The organism is Pseudomonas sp. GW821-FHT01E05, from assembly GCF_059422425.1.
The window spans coordinates 1-14,101 of sequence record NZ_JBWKWW010000005.1 but is presented as its reverse complement, the minus strand read 5'-3'; the positions used below and the strand labels follow the sequence as shown (position 1 = coordinate 14,101).

General features: G+C 58.7%; 14 protein-coding genes and 1 pseudogene. 6 read left to right on the top strand and 9 right to left on the bottom strand.

Going from position 1 to position 14,101, the window contains the following annotated elements; translation table 11 throughout:
* The first annotated feature begins 184 nt into the window (after positions 1-184).
* Complete coding sequence (locus tag AC07W5_RS11895; protein ID WP_494995293.1) at positions 185-1,015, top strand: undecaprenyl-diphosphate phosphatase; 831 nt, start codon at positions 185-187, stop codon at positions 1,013-1,015.
* A complete protein-coding gene (locus AC07W5_RS11890) occupies positions 1,012-1,437 on the top strand; it encodes a DUF1294 domain-containing protein (protein ID WP_495023430.1) in 426 nt (141 codons plus the stop codon). The genes AC07W5_RS11895 and AC07W5_RS11890 overlap by 4 nt, the downstream gene beginning before the upstream one ends.
* Here AC07W5_RS11890 and AC07W5_RS11885 read toward each other — a convergent pair.
* The gene (locus AC07W5_RS11885; RefSeq protein ID WP_494995295.1) at positions 1,432-1,791 is read right to left on the bottom strand and encodes an MmcQ/YjbR family DNA-binding protein; all 360 of its coding nucleotides are present in this window, start codon (positions 1,789-1,791) and stop codon (positions 1,432-1,434) included. The two genes, AC07W5_RS11890 and AC07W5_RS11885, sit on opposite strands and share 6 nt — an antisense overlap.
* Positions 1,788-2,696, bottom strand: a complete 909-nt coding sequence (locus AC07W5_RS11880; RefSeq protein ID WP_494995296.1) for a LysR substrate-binding domain-containing protein — start codon at positions 2,694-2,696, stop codon at positions 1,788-1,790. Before AC07W5_RS11880 ends, AC07W5_RS11885 begins: the two co-directional genes overlap by 4 nt.
* A 129-nt stretch (positions 2,697-2,825) precedes the next feature.
* Here AC07W5_RS11880 and AC07W5_RS11875 point away from each other — a divergent pair, with 129 nt between their 5' ends.
* Positions 2,826-3,437 (top strand): FMN-dependent NADH-azoreductase, encoded by a 612-nt coding sequence (locus AC07W5_RS11875; protein ID WP_494995297.1) that lies wholly within the window; start codon positions 2,826-2,828, stop codon positions 3,435-3,437.
* Between the two features lie 251 nt (positions 3,438-3,688).
* Positions 3,689-4,726: an alpha/beta hydrolase family protein gene (locus AC07W5_RS11870; RefSeq protein WP_494995298.1), complete on the top strand. Its 1,038-nt coding sequence runs from the start codon at positions 3,689-3,691 to the stop codon at positions 4,724-4,726.
* A gap of 6 nt (positions 4,727-4,732) precedes the next feature.
* Here AC07W5_RS11870 and AC07W5_RS11865 read toward each other — a convergent pair whose 3' ends face one another.
* On the bottom strand, positions 4,733-5,917 hold the full coding sequence (locus AC07W5_RS11865; protein WP_495010878.1) for an MFS transporter: 1,185 nt from the start codon (positions 5,915-5,917) through the stop codon (positions 4,733-4,735).
* Between the two features lie 251 nt (positions 5,918-6,168).
* On the opposite strand from AC07W5_RS11865, the gene ampC reads away from it, so the two are divergent.
* Together ampC and AC07W5_RS11855 are read left to right on the top strand one after the other, a co-directional pair.
* On the top strand, positions 6,169-7,350 hold the full coding sequence (gene ampC, locus AC07W5_RS11860; protein WP_495023429.1) for a class C beta-lactamase: 1,182 nt from the start codon (positions 6,169-6,171) through the stop codon (positions 7,348-7,350).
* Between the two features lie 37 nt (positions 7,351-7,387).
* Positions 7,388-7,518: pseudogene (locus AC07W5_RS11855) on the top strand (IS5/IS1182 family transposase); the annotation flags it as partial.
* A gap of 9 nt (positions 7,519-7,527) precedes the next feature.
* Here the strand turns inward: AC07W5_RS11855 and AC07W5_RS11850 are convergent.
* The 6 genes from AC07W5_RS11850 to AC07W5_RS11825 form a co-directional block, all read right to left on the bottom strand.
* Positions 7,528-8,472, bottom strand: a complete 945-nt coding sequence (locus tag AC07W5_RS11850; protein WP_494995301.1) for a carbohydrate kinase family protein — start codon at positions 8,470-8,472, stop codon at positions 7,528-7,530.
* A 14-nt stretch (positions 8,473-8,486) separates the two neighbouring features.
* Positions 8,487-9,983, bottom strand: coding sequence for a xylulokinase (gene xylB / locus AC07W5_RS11845; protein ID WP_495023428.1), 1,497 nt, complete (start codon positions 9,981-9,983; stop codon positions 8,487-8,489).
* Between the two features lie 120 nt (positions 9,984-10,103).
* Positions 10,104-11,579, bottom strand: coding sequence for a mannitol dehydrogenase family protein (locus tag AC07W5_RS11840; protein ID WP_495023427.1), 1,476 nt, complete (start codon positions 11,577-11,579; stop codon positions 10,104-10,106).
* A gap of 16 nt (positions 11,580-11,595) precedes the next feature.
* Entirely contained in the window at positions 11,596-12,699 is a 1,104-nt protein-coding gene (locus AC07W5_RS11835) for an ABC transporter ATP-binding protein (protein WP_494995304.1), read from the bottom strand.
* Between the two features lie 108 nt (positions 12,700-12,807).
* A complete protein-coding gene (locus tag AC07W5_RS11830; protein WP_494991692.1) occupies positions 12,808-13,638 on the bottom strand; it encodes a carbohydrate ABC transporter permease in 831 nt (276 codons plus the stop codon).
* A 10-nt stretch (positions 13,639-13,648) separates the two neighbouring features.
* Positions 13,649-14,101 (bottom strand): carbohydrate ABC transporter permease (locus AC07W5_RS11825; RefSeq protein WP_495023426.1); only part of this gene is annotated, 453 nt, incomplete at its 5' end.

The following is a 14,101-nucleotide window of genomic DNA, read 5'->3' as shown; positions in this document are numbered from 1 at the left end:
GTTAATCGGGTATGTCTGGTAGCATTTCGGCCGCGCATGAAAAACCTGAATACGGCTTGTTTTTTCAAGCTTTTTTACGGTTTTTGTTGATCTTGTGCGCGCAGGAATTCAGCTGCGCTATCGCACTGTACGCTATGAAATATATTAACGAGGCATGCCTGGGGCATGGCTTCATGGGGGATAGATGGATCTTTGGACCGCCACTCAGGCATTGATTTTAGGAGTTGTAGAAGGGCTCACAGAGTTCTTGCCCATTTCCAGTACCGGGCACCAGATTATTGTCGCGGACTTGCTGAATTTTGGTGGGGAAAGGGCCATGGCCTTCAACATCATCATCCAGCTCGGGGCGATTCTGGCTGTGGTCTGGGAGTTTCGCCGCAAGATCCTGGATGTTGTTCTCGGGTTGCCGACACAACGCAATGCCCAACGATTTACCGTCAATCTGCTGATTGCCTTTATGCCGGCCGTGGTGTTGGGGGTGATTTTCGCCAACCTGATTCACCATTACCTCTTTAACCCGATTACCGTCGCTACAGCGTTGGTGGTGGGCGGGATCATCATGCTCTGGGCCGAGCAACGTCAACATGAAGTGCATGCCGAAAGCGTCGACGAAATCACCTGGAAAGACGCGTTGAAAGTCGGCTTTGCCCAGTGTCTGGCGATGATTCCCGGTACCTCCCGCTCCGGCTCGACCATCATCGGTGGCTTGCTGTTTGGCCTGTCGCGCAAAACCGCTACGGAGTTTTCATTCTTTCTGGCAATGCCGACCATGGTCGGTGCGGCGGTGTACTCGGGCTACAAATACCGTCATTTATTCCAGCCCGATGACTTTCCAGTCTTCGCCATTGGCTTCGTTACCGCGTTCATCTTCGCGATGATTGCGGTCAAGGGGCTGCTCAAGTTCATTGCCAGCCACAGCTACGCGGCATTTGCCTGGTACCGGATTGCCTTTGGCCTGCTGATTCTCGCCACCTGGCAGTTTGGCTGGGTCGACTGGGCGGCTGCCAAACCGTGATCGAGCTTCGGCCGCGTGGCAACTCCGGGCCAAAGCCCGGGATTGCCATTCAAAACCCGCGATTCAAAGGGCTGGTCTTCCTGGTGTTGTGTGCGCTGCCGGTCTTGGGCTCGGTACTCCTGTGGCTGCGGGGTGTCTCTTTGATTCCCTTGGCAGCCTATGGAGTTGTGAGCGTACTGGCGTTTTTCCTGTACTGGAGTGACAAGCGCAAGGCCCGCGCCGACAGTTGGCGAACTCCGGAAAACGTCCTGCATGCCCTGGAACTGGCCGGTGGCTGGCCAGGGGCTTTGTTGGCTCAACAGTTTTTTCGGCACAAGACGCGCAAGGTCTCGTATCAGCTGGTGTTCTGGGCGATCGTCCTGCTGCACCAGGTGTTCTGGGTCGACCGGTTGTTCCTTGGCGCCAGGCTGTTTTCCCTATAGTTGTAAGCCGATCTGCATGCGCTTGGGCAACTTGCTGACCACCAATTGATGGGAGCGTTGCAGCAAGCCTTGCAGTTCTTCGGTGGCCAGCGGGTAGGGCGTTTCCATGATGATCCACTGCGCCCGTGCCAGATAAGGCGCAGGATGAATGCCTGGGCGGTCGACATGGCCGAGAAACAGCTCTTTATCGACCTTGAAGGCCAGTGAGGCACCCCGCAGGTTCTGCAGCGCAAACATCTTGTTCCCGGCAATCGAGAACACCCGCACACCACCCCATTTGTAATCTTCCCTGGCACCGGGCAGTGCCAGGCAGAAGTGCGCCACATCTTCTTCAGTCATGGGCCTGGCTTTCATAGCAGTCGATCTCCGCAGCTTTTGAACGAATCGGTCAGATGATCAATCCAGGCGCGCACCGCAGGCAGCAGGCCGCGTCGATGAGGGTAGACCGCCAGCAGCCATCCACCAGGCAACGACCAATCGGGCAGTAGCTGCACCAGCTGGCCGTTTTCCAGCTCCTGCTCGCAATACATCATCGGCAGGATAGTGAAGCCCAAACCTGCCAGCGTGCTGGCTTTGCGCACAATAAAATCATCGATGCCCAAGCGCGCTTCAAGAGTCAACTCACAGATTTTTCCGTGCTTATCCAGCATGCGCAAATGCACCATGCGGTCGGCCTCCAGCGCGCCCAGCACCGGGACGTTTTTCAAGTCCTCAGGACTGTTGATTTCCCGTTCGCGCAGAAAGGCCGGGCTTGCAATCATCACCATTTGGGCCTGGCGCAGACGGCGGGTGACCAGCAGTGGATCTTCATCCCCGATTTCTCGCACTCTCAAGGCGACATCGATGCCTTCGGTCACCAGGTCAACGCGGCGGTTGAGTAACGTCATCTCAAGCTGAACCTGGGGGAATTTCTCCAGAAAAGTGCTGATCACCGAGGGCAGAAACTCATGGGCCAGGCCAACCGGGCACGACACCCGCAGGCGTCCGCGAGGTTCGCTGGACATGCTGGCGACTGCTTCGTCGGCCATTTCCGCTTCCAGTAGCATGGCTTGGCAGTGCCGCAGGTAACGCTCACCGACGGCGGTCAACTTCAATTGGCGTGTGGTGCGCTGCAGCAGGCGGGCGTTGAGTCGCTCCTCCAACTCGGCAATGCGCCGGGACAGACGCGACTTTGGAATGCCCAGCAAGCGCCCTGCGGCGGCGAAACCGCCGGCTTCCACGACCTTGGCGAAATAGTAGAGGTCATTCAGGTCTTGCATGGTCAGGACTCAATTGTTCTATCAGTGGGACGAACTATCGCATTATTGTCGACTAATCAGCCATTGGTTTCATCTGTAGGATTGTCCTCACTTGATCGCCCGGTGGCGATCCTCACTTGGAGATCCCACATGAAACTGTTGCATATTGATTCGAGCATCCTGGGCGACAACTCGGCTTCCCGTCAGCTCAGCCGCAGCGTCGTTCACGCCTGGCAAGCTGCAGAGCCGGCAGCTGTGGTGACTTACCGTGACCTGGCAAGCGACGCGATCAGCCACTTCTCCGCCGCCACTCTGGTTGCCGCCGGCACCACCGCTGAACTGCGCGATGCTGCACAGCAGCACGAAGCGCAGCTGAGTGCTTCGACCCTGGCCGAATTCCTTGCGGCTGATGCCGTAGTCATCGCCGCGCCAATGTACAACTTCACCATTCCAACCCAATTGAAAGCCTGGATCGACCGCATCGCAGTTGCCGGCCAGACCTTCCGTTATACCGAAGCCGGTCCTGAAGGCCTGTGCGGTAACAAGAAAGTCGTCGTGGTTTCGACTTCCGGCGGTATGCACGTCGGCCAGGCTACCGGCGTCGGCCACGAAGAGTACTTGAAAGTCATGCTCGGCTTCATGGGCATCACTGACATCGAGTTCGTCCGTGCCCACGGCCTGGCCTACGGTGACGAAGTCCGCGTTAAAGCCATGAGCGATGCCCAGGTGCAAATCAGCGAGCAGTTGTTCGCCGCTGCGTAAAACTAGTGTAAAAAAGTAAATAGCTCAGGTAATACCCACTAAACTCTGTACCCTGCCCATCAGTAGATGGTCAGGGTACGGAGTTTTTTGTTTTTGACGTTTCAGGTTTTGGCCCGGGTTATGCACTCATGGGTTACCGACCCCGCGCTGTGCATGCCTCAGAAGTGGCCAGGACTGGCACAAAGCCTTGGCTGTAAGGGCTGGCAGCAAAAAACGGGCTTTCTAATTACGCAGCAAAGGTAGGGCATCCCATGATGCGTCTTTGTGCAGTGTTACTGATCTGCCTGCTCAGCAGCCTGAATACAGTGCAAGCCGCACCTGCGCCGCACCCTCATTGGAGCGTCGGCTTCCATGAGATGAGCTTTCTCGATCCGCTGGATTTGCAGCCAATGCGGGCGATTGCCTTCTACCCATCGACCGGCATAGAGCATTCAAGCAAGGTTGAGGGGTATAAGATCGAAGCCTCCAAAGATGCCAAAATTGCGATTGGCCGGTTTCCGATGCTGATGCTGTCCCACGGCAATACCGGGACCCCGCTGGCTTTGCATGATCTGGCCACGTCGCTGGCGCGCAAAGGTTTTGTGGTGGTAGCAGTGATACACCCCGGTGACAACTACAAGGATCACAGTCGCCTCGGCACATTGAGCAATCTGTATGGCCGGCCGATCCAGATTTCCGAAGCGATCACCGCAACACTGGCTGATCCGATGCTGTCGCCGTTCGTCAATGCCGACCAGGTCGGCGTGATTGGCTATTCGGCCGGCGGCGAAACCGCATTGATCCTGTCCGGTGCCACGCCGGATCTGGATCGCCTGCGCCGTTATTGCCAGGAGCGCCCCGACGACAACGACGCCTGTAACACCCAGGGCGAATTGATCGTCGATCGCGATGACTTGCGGCCAGTCGCTGACCCGAGGGTTCATGCATTGTTACTGATGGCCCCGCTGAGTCTGAAGTTCGGTCGTAATACGCTGTCCGGGGTGCATGTGCCGGTGCTGCTTTATAGCGGTGATGGCGACAAACTGGTGGCTATCGATAAAAACGCTGCTGCGCTGGCGCGAAAACTGCCGACTGCTCCGGATTTCAAGCTGCTGGCCGGTGCCGGGCACTTTGTGTTCATGGCGCCCTGTACAGAGGAGCAACTGGTGGCGATGCCGGCCTTGTGTACCGACGCTGTCGGCGTCGACCGCGAAGACATTCACCGCAACTTGATCTCTGAAGCCGGCCGCTTCTTTTCCCATGAGCTGGGCAAGCCAAGCAGGGCAGGGTTGCAGACCGCCGATCAATAGTTGTTCCTACACGGATCGGTACTTCAATAACAGGGTCAGACCCAGCCCCGTCATCGAAAGCAGTGCTGCGCAGAAGAAGATCCACGAGTACCCCAGGTTCAGCGCCACGGCGCCCATCAATGGCCCGGCAATCGCCAGCGCCAGATCGAAAAACACCGCATAAGCACTCAGCCCCGCACCGCGACTGGTGTTGGGTACCTGCTTGATCGCCTCGACGCCCAAGGCTGGGTAGACCAGCGACAAACCGAATCCGGTCATCCCGGCGCCCATCAAGGCAACGCCTGTCGATGGCGCAAGCCAGAGCAATACCAGCCCCACGGTTTCGATGCACATACAGGCAATCGCCGCTGTGAAACCACCGAACCGGCTGATGCTGGAGATAAACAGCAGACGCGACAGAATAAAGCACATCCCGAATACCGTCAGGCAGTACGCGGCACCGGTCCAGCCGCGGCTGACATAGAAGAGCGTAATAAAGGTGGTCAAGGTGCCATAGCCGATCGATGCCAGACTCAGGCTGGCACCAAACGGGGCAATGCGGCCAAACACGGCCCAGAAGGGCAGGCGCTCGCCGCGAATGACGGGAACCGAGGGTTTGTTGCGAATCATCAGCAAGGCTGCCAGTGCCAACAGCGACAGGGCGATGCCCAGACTGGTAAAGCCCAGCTCACCGACCATCACCACCCCCAGCGGTGCGCCAATGGCGATGGCGCCATAAGACGCTATGCCATTCCAGGAAATCGAGCGGGCGGTATGCTCCACGCCAACCTGGCCCATGCACCAACTGATGGTGCCGACCCCGATCAAACCTTGGGCGATGCCCAGCAATAAGCGGCCGCCGATCAAAATCAGCAGACTCAGCAGCGGCAAGCTTTGCAGCAAGGTAGAGATCAGCGTGAGCCCGCCACTCAGAACAATCCCTATCAGGCCATAAATGATCGCGCGCTTGGTGCCGATGCTGTCCGACATGCGTCCCGCCATGGGGCGGCTGAGCAGGGTCGCGAGGTATTGCGAACCGATGGTCAGCCCGGCCACCACGGCACTGAACCCAAGTTGTTCATGGACGTAACCGGGCAGCACGGCGATCGGCAAGCCGATGCACAGAAATGCGATGAAGGTATAGAAAACGATGGAGACGATCTGCCGGGTGATCGCCATGGAGCTGAGTGTGGCCATTTGTTGCGCAGACATGAGGGCTCGTTCGCGGGCGGCGGTTGGAGAGTTGCATCATGGCGTGGAGGTGGAATAAAAGGAAGCAGGCTAACGATTTGTTTGCCGAGGCGGGGCTGCCGATGTCTCGGTGGGTGGGATTCGTTTGGTGGATGGAATGCTTGATCGTCGCTACGGAACTGGCGAAACATTCGGTGATAGAACACCTTTGAAGCAGTCGGATTGAGATGATAGTTTTCGTCCCCCATTAAAAAGACCTGAGGACAATCCGAATGCGCCCAATCGCAAAGCGTTGCGCAGAATTTCTCTTGCTCGCCTGGGCAGTCTTTTTCGGCAAATTCGCCATGGCCAATACCCAACAGCCGGATATCGATACCCTCGTGCAAGATGCCGCTCGAGAGGTCATGCAGCAATACAACATTCCCGGCCTGGCCATTGCGGTTACGGCCAATGGCAAGCAGCGGTTCTACAACTACGGCGTGACCTCCAGGGAAACACAGCAGAAGGTTACGAGCGATACGCTCTTTGAAGTCGGCTCGATCAGCAAAACATTCACGGCCACGTTGGCGACTTACGCTCAGGCCAATGGGCAGCTTTCACTCACCGACAGCCCAGGCAAGTATCTGCCTCAACTCCAGGGCAGTCATTTCGACAAGGTGACGTTGATGAATTTGGGGACTCACACGGCTGGAGGCTTCCCTCTTCAGTTTCCTGACGACATACAGAATACCGGGCAGATGATGGACTACTTCAAGGCCTGGCAGCCCAGCTACGCCCCTGGCACGTACAGGACCTATGCCAACCCCGGTATCGGGATGCTCGGCTTGATCGCGGCCAAGAGCATGAAAATGCCGTTTGAAGAGGCGATGGAGCAACGGCTGTTTCCCAAATTGGGTATGCCTGAGAGCTTCATCAACGTTCCGGCAAGCAAGATGCCCCTCTACGCTCAGGGCTACAACAAAGAGGATGCTCCGGTCCGGTTGAACCCCGGTGTACTTGGAGCTGAAGCCTACGGTGTGAAAACCACCGCCAGGGACCTGATCCACTTCGTCGAGGCCAACCTGGGCCTCACGCAGACAGAGACAAAACTCAAACGTGCGATCGTCGATACCCATACGGGCTACTTCAAGCTGGGTTCGATGACGCAGGATCTGGTCTGGGAGCAGTACAGCTACCCGGCGGAGCTGAATACGCTGATCGAAGGCAACTCCGACAAGATGATTTATCAGAGCAATGCCGTCACAGAACTGAATCCGCCCCTGCCGCCGCAGGAGGCTGTCTGGATCAACAAGACCGGCTCGACCGGTGGTTTTGGTGCCTACGTGGCCTTTGTGCCTGCGAAACAGCTCGGCATTGTGGTGCTGGCCAACAAGAACTATCCCAACGAGTCCCGGGTTCGCCTGGCGCATCGAATACTGAACAAGCTGGATTGCTGTTTACCAATAGCGAACTGAGGTCGCCTGGATAGACGGGTTGCTTACGGACACCGCCGAGCGGATGTTTGACTGGCTGAAGGAAAGCCAAGGATCGGTACCCGCTACGACAAACCGGCAAGAAGTTTTGCTGCCATGGCCTCGCTGGCTTGCACGCCGCGGCGCCTATGGCAGCACTATTGGTTCAGAGCCGGACCGTCAGCGAAGATCCAGCTGATGCCGATACGGCAAATCCGGCCCGGTTTTGCTGCAGGTCAGGGCGGCGGCGCTGACAGCGAAGGTGAGCATGGCGCTGATCTGTTCGCGGGTCAGGCGTTGCAGGCCTTCGATTGAATCGAGTCGCTGTTCGGTCAGCCAGGCGATCAGGGCCGCCTGGAAGGTGTCGCCGGCACCCACGGTGTCAGCCATCACCACGGGGCAAGCCGGTACCGACCAATTGCCGTGGCGGCGGCTGAATACCGTTGCGCCCTGACTGCCACGGGTGAGGAATACCAGCTGACAGCGGTGTTCCAGCCAGCCTTCGATCACGCTCTGCGGATCACACTCCGGGTAGAGCAGCTTCAGGTCTTCATCGCTGACCTTGATCAGGTCGGCATGTTCGACCAGTGTGCTGATGCGCTCGCGCCACCGTTCGATATCCGGTTCGGGGTTGAGTCGTACATTGGGGTCGAGACTGATCAGACGCTTGCCGCTTTCCCGGCGCACCAGGGCAAGCAGGGTATCGGCAATCGGCTGCACCACCAACGAGAACGAACCAATATGCAAGCCGCGCACATCTGCGCCCAACACAGGCAAATGTGCAGGCAACAGCAGACGATCAGCACAGCCTTCACCGCGGAAGCTGTAATGCGGCGAGCCATCGGTGCCGACGGCGACCATCGCCAGAGTGGTCGGTGCGTCGAAGTCCAACAGGTAGTCCGGGCGCACGCCTTCCTCCTGCAACACCTGCCGCAGACGTCGACCCAGGTAGTCGTTGGACAGCCCGGCGAGCAGCGCCACGTCGATGCCCAAACGCCGTAAACCTACGGCCACGTTGAACGGTGAACCGCCAGCAATCGCTTTGTAATTCACTTTCGAAGCCTGACCGCTGATGTCGTTTTCGCTGAAGAAATCGAACAGCGCTTCACCACACACCAAATACATAGTCGTTCTCTCTTTTAAAGGGTTGCCACATGCTGTTGATAGCGTTCATAGGCCTGTTGATAGGCGTTTACGCTGGCCGCGCCCGGCAAGGTTTGACTGACTGGGTCGAGGCTGACACAACGCTCGCACAGTTCAAACAGGCTTTGTTCTGTTCCATTTGCCCAGGACTCGCACCAGGCAGCCTGAATCGCCGCACCGAGGGCCGCGGCTTCGCTTTGTTCGGGGCAGATCACGGGGGTGTTCATGATATCGGCGACCATCTGCCGCCATATCGGGCTTTTTGATCCGCCGCCAGTCAGCCGAATACTGCGGCTCTGCAAACCGTTGTTGCGCAACAGATCCAGACCATAGCGCAAACCGAAGGTGGTGCCTTCGACCACGGCGCGGCACAGGTTGGCCTGAGTCAGGTTGGTCATGTTCAAACCCAGCAGGCTGCCGCTGGCATGGGGCAGGGCGGGGACCCGTTCGCCGTTGAGGAACGGCAGCATGCACACACCTTCGGCGCCAATAGGCGCCTGGGCGACAAGCTGGTTGAAGCGATCGATGTCCAGCTCGAACAACTGGCGAATCATCCCCGTGGCGTTGGTCAGGTTCATGGTGCAGATCAACGGCAGCCAGCCGCCGCTGGATGAACAGAAGCTTGCCACCGACGCGTCCGGGCTGACGTGCGGCTGTTCGGCGTAGGCATACACAGTGCCGGAGGACCCGAGGCTCATGGTGATCGCCCCGGGCTGAATGTTGCCGGTGCCGATGGCGCCCATCATGTTGTCGCCACCGCCACTGGATACCAGTGCTTTGGGATTGACACCCAGCAGCTCAGCGATGTCTGGAAGCAAAGTGCCCACCGGCGTACGGGCTTCGATCAGTTGTGGCAAGGCCGCGGCCAGCCGACCGCGGGGGTCGATATGGTTGAGCAATGACACATCCCATTCACGGCTGCGCACATTGAAATAACCGGTGCCTGAGGCATCACCGTATTCGCTGCAACGGCGGCCGGTCAGCCAGTAATTAAGGTAGTCGTGGGGCAGCAATATCGTCGCTATCTCGGCAAAAACCTCAGGATGCCGCTCTTTGGTCCAGAGCAGTTTCGATACCGTATAGCCAGGTGCGATGACCACGCCGAGGCGTTCCAGCGAACCACGTTCGCCGCCCAGATGAGCCAGCAGCCGATCATTTTCCGGGGTGGACTCGGTATCGCACCAAAGCTTGGCCGGGCGCAGTACCTGACCTTCATCATCGAGCAGCACCAAGCCATGCTGCTGGCCGGAAACGCCGATGCCAAGGATGTCCTGACCACTGATATCGGCCGCCTGCAGCGCTCTGCGCGTCGAGAGTATCAAGGCGCCAAGCCACTGGTCAGTGTCCTGCTCGCGACGGCCATTGGCGCCGCTGATCATGCTATGGCTGGCTGCGCCATGGCCCAGAACCTTGCCACTGACCGAGTCGAGGACAATGGCTTTGGTACCTTGGGTGCCGCAGTCGATGCCCAGGAATAGTTTTTGGTTTGCCATGCAAAGACCTTGATCGTTCCCACGCTGCGCGTGGGAATGCTTCACTGGACGCTCTGCGTCCGTTCCTGGAGGTGACGCGGAGCGTCACGGGCTGCATTCCCACGCAGAGCGTGGGAACGATCAGTTTGCGAGTAGCTTCTCTAACGTCCTGGTCACCCCATCCTCGCGCAAGCTGTTCAAGCACCGCTCAAACGCCGCGACAAACTCGGCCGATTCAGGAATCGCCGTACCAAAGATCTCCTCAACCGCGAGCAATCTCTGCGTGACCAACACATCATCCGCCACCAACGCCTGACAAAACTCAGCTCGAGGGTCAGCAATGGCGTAGCTGTCACCATTCTCATCGACGCCTTTGAGATACAGCGCCCAAGCGGCAACCACTAATGCCGCGCGCTCTGTTTCTTCGCCATTGGCGATCAGCCGATTGATGGTCGGCACGGTGAACTTGGGAAATTTCGAGGAGCCATCAGAACACACCCGTTCAAGCTGATCGGCAATCGCCTGGTTGGAGAAGCGCTCTACCAGAGTGTCTTTGTAACGTGTCAGATCGATTCCCGGGACCGGCGCCAGTTGCGGCGTTACGTCGAGGTCCATGTAGGCGCGCATGAAACGTACGAACAGCGGGTCGTTCATGGTCTCGTGGACGAATTGATAACCTTTGAGAACTCCCAGATAGGTCAGCGCCAGATGGCTGCCGTTGAGCAGTTTGATCTTCATCTCTTCATAGGGTGTGACGTCGTCGGTGAACTGCACGCCGACCTTTTCCCAGGCTGGACGACCGTTGACGAATTTGTCCTCCAGCACCCATTGCACAAAGGGCTCACAGACCACCGGCCAGGTATCGTCGATGCCGTGTTCGTCGTGCAGTTGCAGGCGGTGGGCGGCGCTGGTCATCGGCGTGATGCGATCGACCATGGCGTTGGGGAAGCTGACGTGGGCGCCAATCCAGTCGTGCAGGCCGGCATCGCGCAGGGCAGCAAAGGCCAGCAGCGCCTTGCGGGCTACCGCGCCGTTGTGCGGCAGGTTATCGCAGGACATCAGGGTGAACGCTGGAATGCCAGCGGCGCGGCGCTTGGCCAGGGCTGAGCAGAGGAAACCGAACACGGTTTTCGGGCTGCCCGGATGGGCCAGATCATGCTGGATCTGCGGCAAATGCGCCATGAACTCGCCGTTGCTGTCGTCAATGCAATAGCCGCCCTCGGTGATGGTCAGCGAGACGATGCGAATCTGCGGGCTGGCGAGCTTGTCGATCAGCGGATCGGCACCGTCTTCGGCCAGCAGCATGTCGCTGATGGCGCCGATGACCCGGACCTGAGTGTCATCGGTATCGCCCAGTTCAAACAGGGTGAACAGGTAGTCCTGGCCGGCCAGGTCATCCCGGGCGCGGCGATCCTCGGGGCGCAGGCCGACGCCGCAGATGCTCCAGTCCAGGCCTTCACCCAAGTTCATCAAGGCGTCAGTGTAATACGCCTGATGGGCGCGGTGAAAACCACCGACACCGATATGCGCGATACCTTGCCGGGCGTCCGCCACGGCATAGGCGGGCACCGCCACTTCAGGCGCCAGACGGCTAAGGTTCTGCTTGTTCAGTTTCATGTTGAGCTCTCGGCAATCAGGCGGCGGCGCGTAGCGGTCGGGTAACCGCCACACCGTTGGCATCGAATAAATGGCAGTGTTCAGCGTCCAGGTGCAGGCTCAGCTTCTCGCCATAACGGCTGGCCAGGTCACCGCGTATGCGCATGGTCAGGGCTTCGCCGGAGGCGGTCAGGACGTGGCAGAAGGTGTCGCTGCCCAGGCGCTCGCTGACATCGGCTGTGACCTGCAAGGTGCAGTCGCCCGGTTGCGCCAGGTTCAAGTGTTCCGGACGAATCCCCAGGGTGATCGGGCCGCCAACGCTCAACGTCGCGCCACTGAGCGGCAGGCGGATGCGGGTGCCGGCGTCCAGTTCGACTTCACAGCCCTGAGCGTCGATACGGCTGACCTTGCCTTTGAGAAAGCCCATTTTTGGCGTGCCGAGGAATCCTGCTACGAACAGATTCGCGGGCTGGTGATAGAGCTCCAGTGGCGAGCCGACCTGCTCGATGCGTCCACCATTGAGCACTACCACTTTGTCGGCCAGGGTCATGGCTTCGACCTGGTCGTGGGTCACGTAGATCATCGTCGCTTGCAGTTCTTTGTGCAGCCGCGCCAGTTCCAGACGCATCTGCACCCGCAAGGCGGCGTCGAGGTTGGACAGCGGCTCGTCGAACAGGAAGATTTTCGGATTACGGACGATGGCGCGACCGATAGCCACGCGCTGGCGTTGACCGCCGGAAAGCTGCTTCGGTTTGCGCTCCAGCATTGGCGCAAGTTCCAGAATCCGCGCGGCGTCGTTTACCTTTTTATCGACTTCGGCCTTGGCCACGCCAGCAAGATCCAGCGCGAAGGACATGTTTTTGCGCACGCTCATGTGCGGGTACAGGGCGTAGGTCTGGAACACCATTGCCAGGTCGCGTTTGGCCGGGCTGACTTCGGTGATGTCGCGGCCATCCAGTTCGATGGTTCCGCTGCTGACTTCCTCCAGCCCGGCGATCAGCCGCAACAGTGTGGACTTGCCGCAACCGGACGGACCAACAAAGACCACGAACTCGCGGTCGTTCACTTCCAGGTCGATGCCTTTGATGATGGAAAAGCCTTCGAAGCCTTTTTGCAGATTCTTGATTTTCAGGTTGGCCATGATGGGCCTCCATTTTTAATTGTTCTGATTGGGTTTATGCAGGAGCCGAAGATCAAAAGATCACAGGCTGTACCAGCTCCTGCATTGGATCGTGTATGCCCCGTGTCCCTACTTCACCGCGCCAAATGACAAACCACGCACCAGCTGTTTCTGGCTGATCCAGCCGAAGATCAGGATCGGCGCACAGGCCAGCGTCGACACCGCCGACAACTTGGCCCAGAACAACCCTTCGGGACTCGAATAGGAGGCGATCAACGCGGTCAGCGGCGCGGCTTTCGACGAGGTGAGGTTCAGCGACCAGAACGCCTCGTTCCAGCACAGGATCAGCGACAGCAGCACGGTGGACGCCAGGCCGCCCTTGGCAATCGGCAGCAGCACCCGAAGCATTTCCTGAGCGAGCGTGGCGCCGTCGAGGCGCGCGGCTTCGAGGATGTCTTTAGGAATGTCCTTGAAGTAGGTGTAAATCATCCAGACCACGATCGGCAGGTTGATCAGCGTGTAGATCACGATCAGCGCGATGCGCGTGTCGAGCAGGCCGAAACTCTTGGCCAGCAGGTAGATCGGCATCAGCACGCCCACCGGCGGCAGCATCTTGGTCGAGAGCATCCACAGCAACGTGCGTTTGGTGCGTTGGGTTTCGTAGAACGCCATCGAGTAAGCCGCCGGCACCGCAATCAGCAGGCACAGGGCCGTGGCGCTGAAGGAAATCACCACGGAGTTCCAGGCGAAACTGAAGTAGTCGCTACGCTCGTTGATGTGCAGGTAGTTCTCCAGCGTCGGGGTGAAGAGGAACTGCGGCGGCGTGGCGAAGGCGTCGATTTCGGTTTTGAAACTGGTCAGCACCATCCAGAAAATCGGGAAGAAAATCAGGATCGCGATGGCCCAGGCCAGAGTGCCCAGCAGCAGGCTTTGCAGACGACGGGATTGTTGAAGGGTCATGGTGCAGGCCTCAGGCTTTGTCTGTCAGGTTTTTGCCGATCATCCGGACCAGCACGATCGCCGCGATATTGGCAATCACCACCGCGATCAAGCCGCCGGCCGACGCCATGCCGACATCGAATTGCACCAGCGCCTGGTTGTAGATCAGGTAGGCGAGGTTGGTCGAGGCATAGCCGGGGCCACCGTTGGTGGTGGTGAAGATTTCGGCGAACACCGAGAGCAGGAAGATGGTTTCGATCATCACCACCACCGCAATCGGCCGCGCCAGGTGCGGCAGGGTCAGGTGCCAGAAGATCGCGATCGGGCCGGCACCGTCGAGGCGCGCGGCTTCTTTCTGTTCCTGGTCGAGCGACTGCATGGCGGTCATCAGGATCAGGATCGCAAACGGCAGCCATTGCCAGGAGACAATGATGATGATCGACAGCAGCGGGTAGTGCGCCAGCCAGTCCACCGGTTGCGCGCC

What these genes read in the sequence shown, in the direction of transcription:
- AC07W5_RS11830 (WP_494991692.1), bottom strand. Translation starts at nt 13,638, where the DNA reads ATGACCCTTCAACAATCCCGTCGTCTGCAAAGCCTGCTGCTGGGCACT.
- ampC (WP_495023429.1), top strand. Translation starts at nt 6,169, where the DNA reads ATGCGCCCAATCGCAAAGCGTTGCGCAGAATTTCTCTTGCTCGCCTGG.
- AC07W5_RS11895 (WP_494995293.1), top strand. Translation starts at nt 185, where the DNA reads ATGGATCTTTGGACCGCCACTCAGGCATTGATTTTAGGAGTTGTAGAA.
- AC07W5_RS11875 (WP_494995297.1), top strand. Translation starts at nt 2,826, where the DNA reads ATGAAACTGTTGCATATTGATTCGAGCATCCTGGGCGACAACTCGGCT.
- AC07W5_RS11865 (WP_495010878.1), bottom strand. Translation starts at nt 5,917, where the DNA reads ATGTCTGCGCAACAAATGGCCACACTCAGCTCCATGGCGATCACCCGG.
- AC07W5_RS11885 (WP_494995295.1), bottom strand. Translation starts at nt 1,791, where the DNA reads ATGAAAGCCAGGCCCATGACTGAAGAAGATGTGGCGCACTTCTGCCTG.
- AC07W5_RS11880 (WP_494995296.1), bottom strand. Translation starts at nt 2,696, where the DNA reads ATGCAAGACCTGAATGACCTCTACTATTTCGCCAAGGTCGTGGAAGCC.
- AC07W5_RS11870 (WP_494995298.1), top strand. Translation starts at nt 3,689, where the DNA reads ATGATGCGTCTTTGTGCAGTGTTACTGATCTGCCTGCTCAGCAGCCTG.
- AC07W5_RS11850 (WP_494995301.1), bottom strand. Translation starts at nt 8,472, where the DNA reads ATGTATTTGGTGTGTGGTGAAGCGCTGTTCGATTTCTTCAGCGAAAAC.
- AC07W5_RS11835 (WP_494995304.1), bottom strand. Translation starts at nt 12,699, where the DNA reads ATGGCCAACCTGAAAATCAAGAATCTGCAAAAAGGCTTCGAAGGCTTT.
- AC07W5_RS11840 (WP_495023427.1), bottom strand. Translation starts at nt 11,579, where the DNA reads ATGAAACTGAACAAGCAGAACCTTAGCCGTCTGGCGCCTGAAGTGGCG.
- xylB (WP_495023428.1), bottom strand. Translation starts at nt 9,983, where the DNA reads ATGGCAAACCAAAAACTATTCCTGGGCATCGACTGCGGCACCCAAGGT.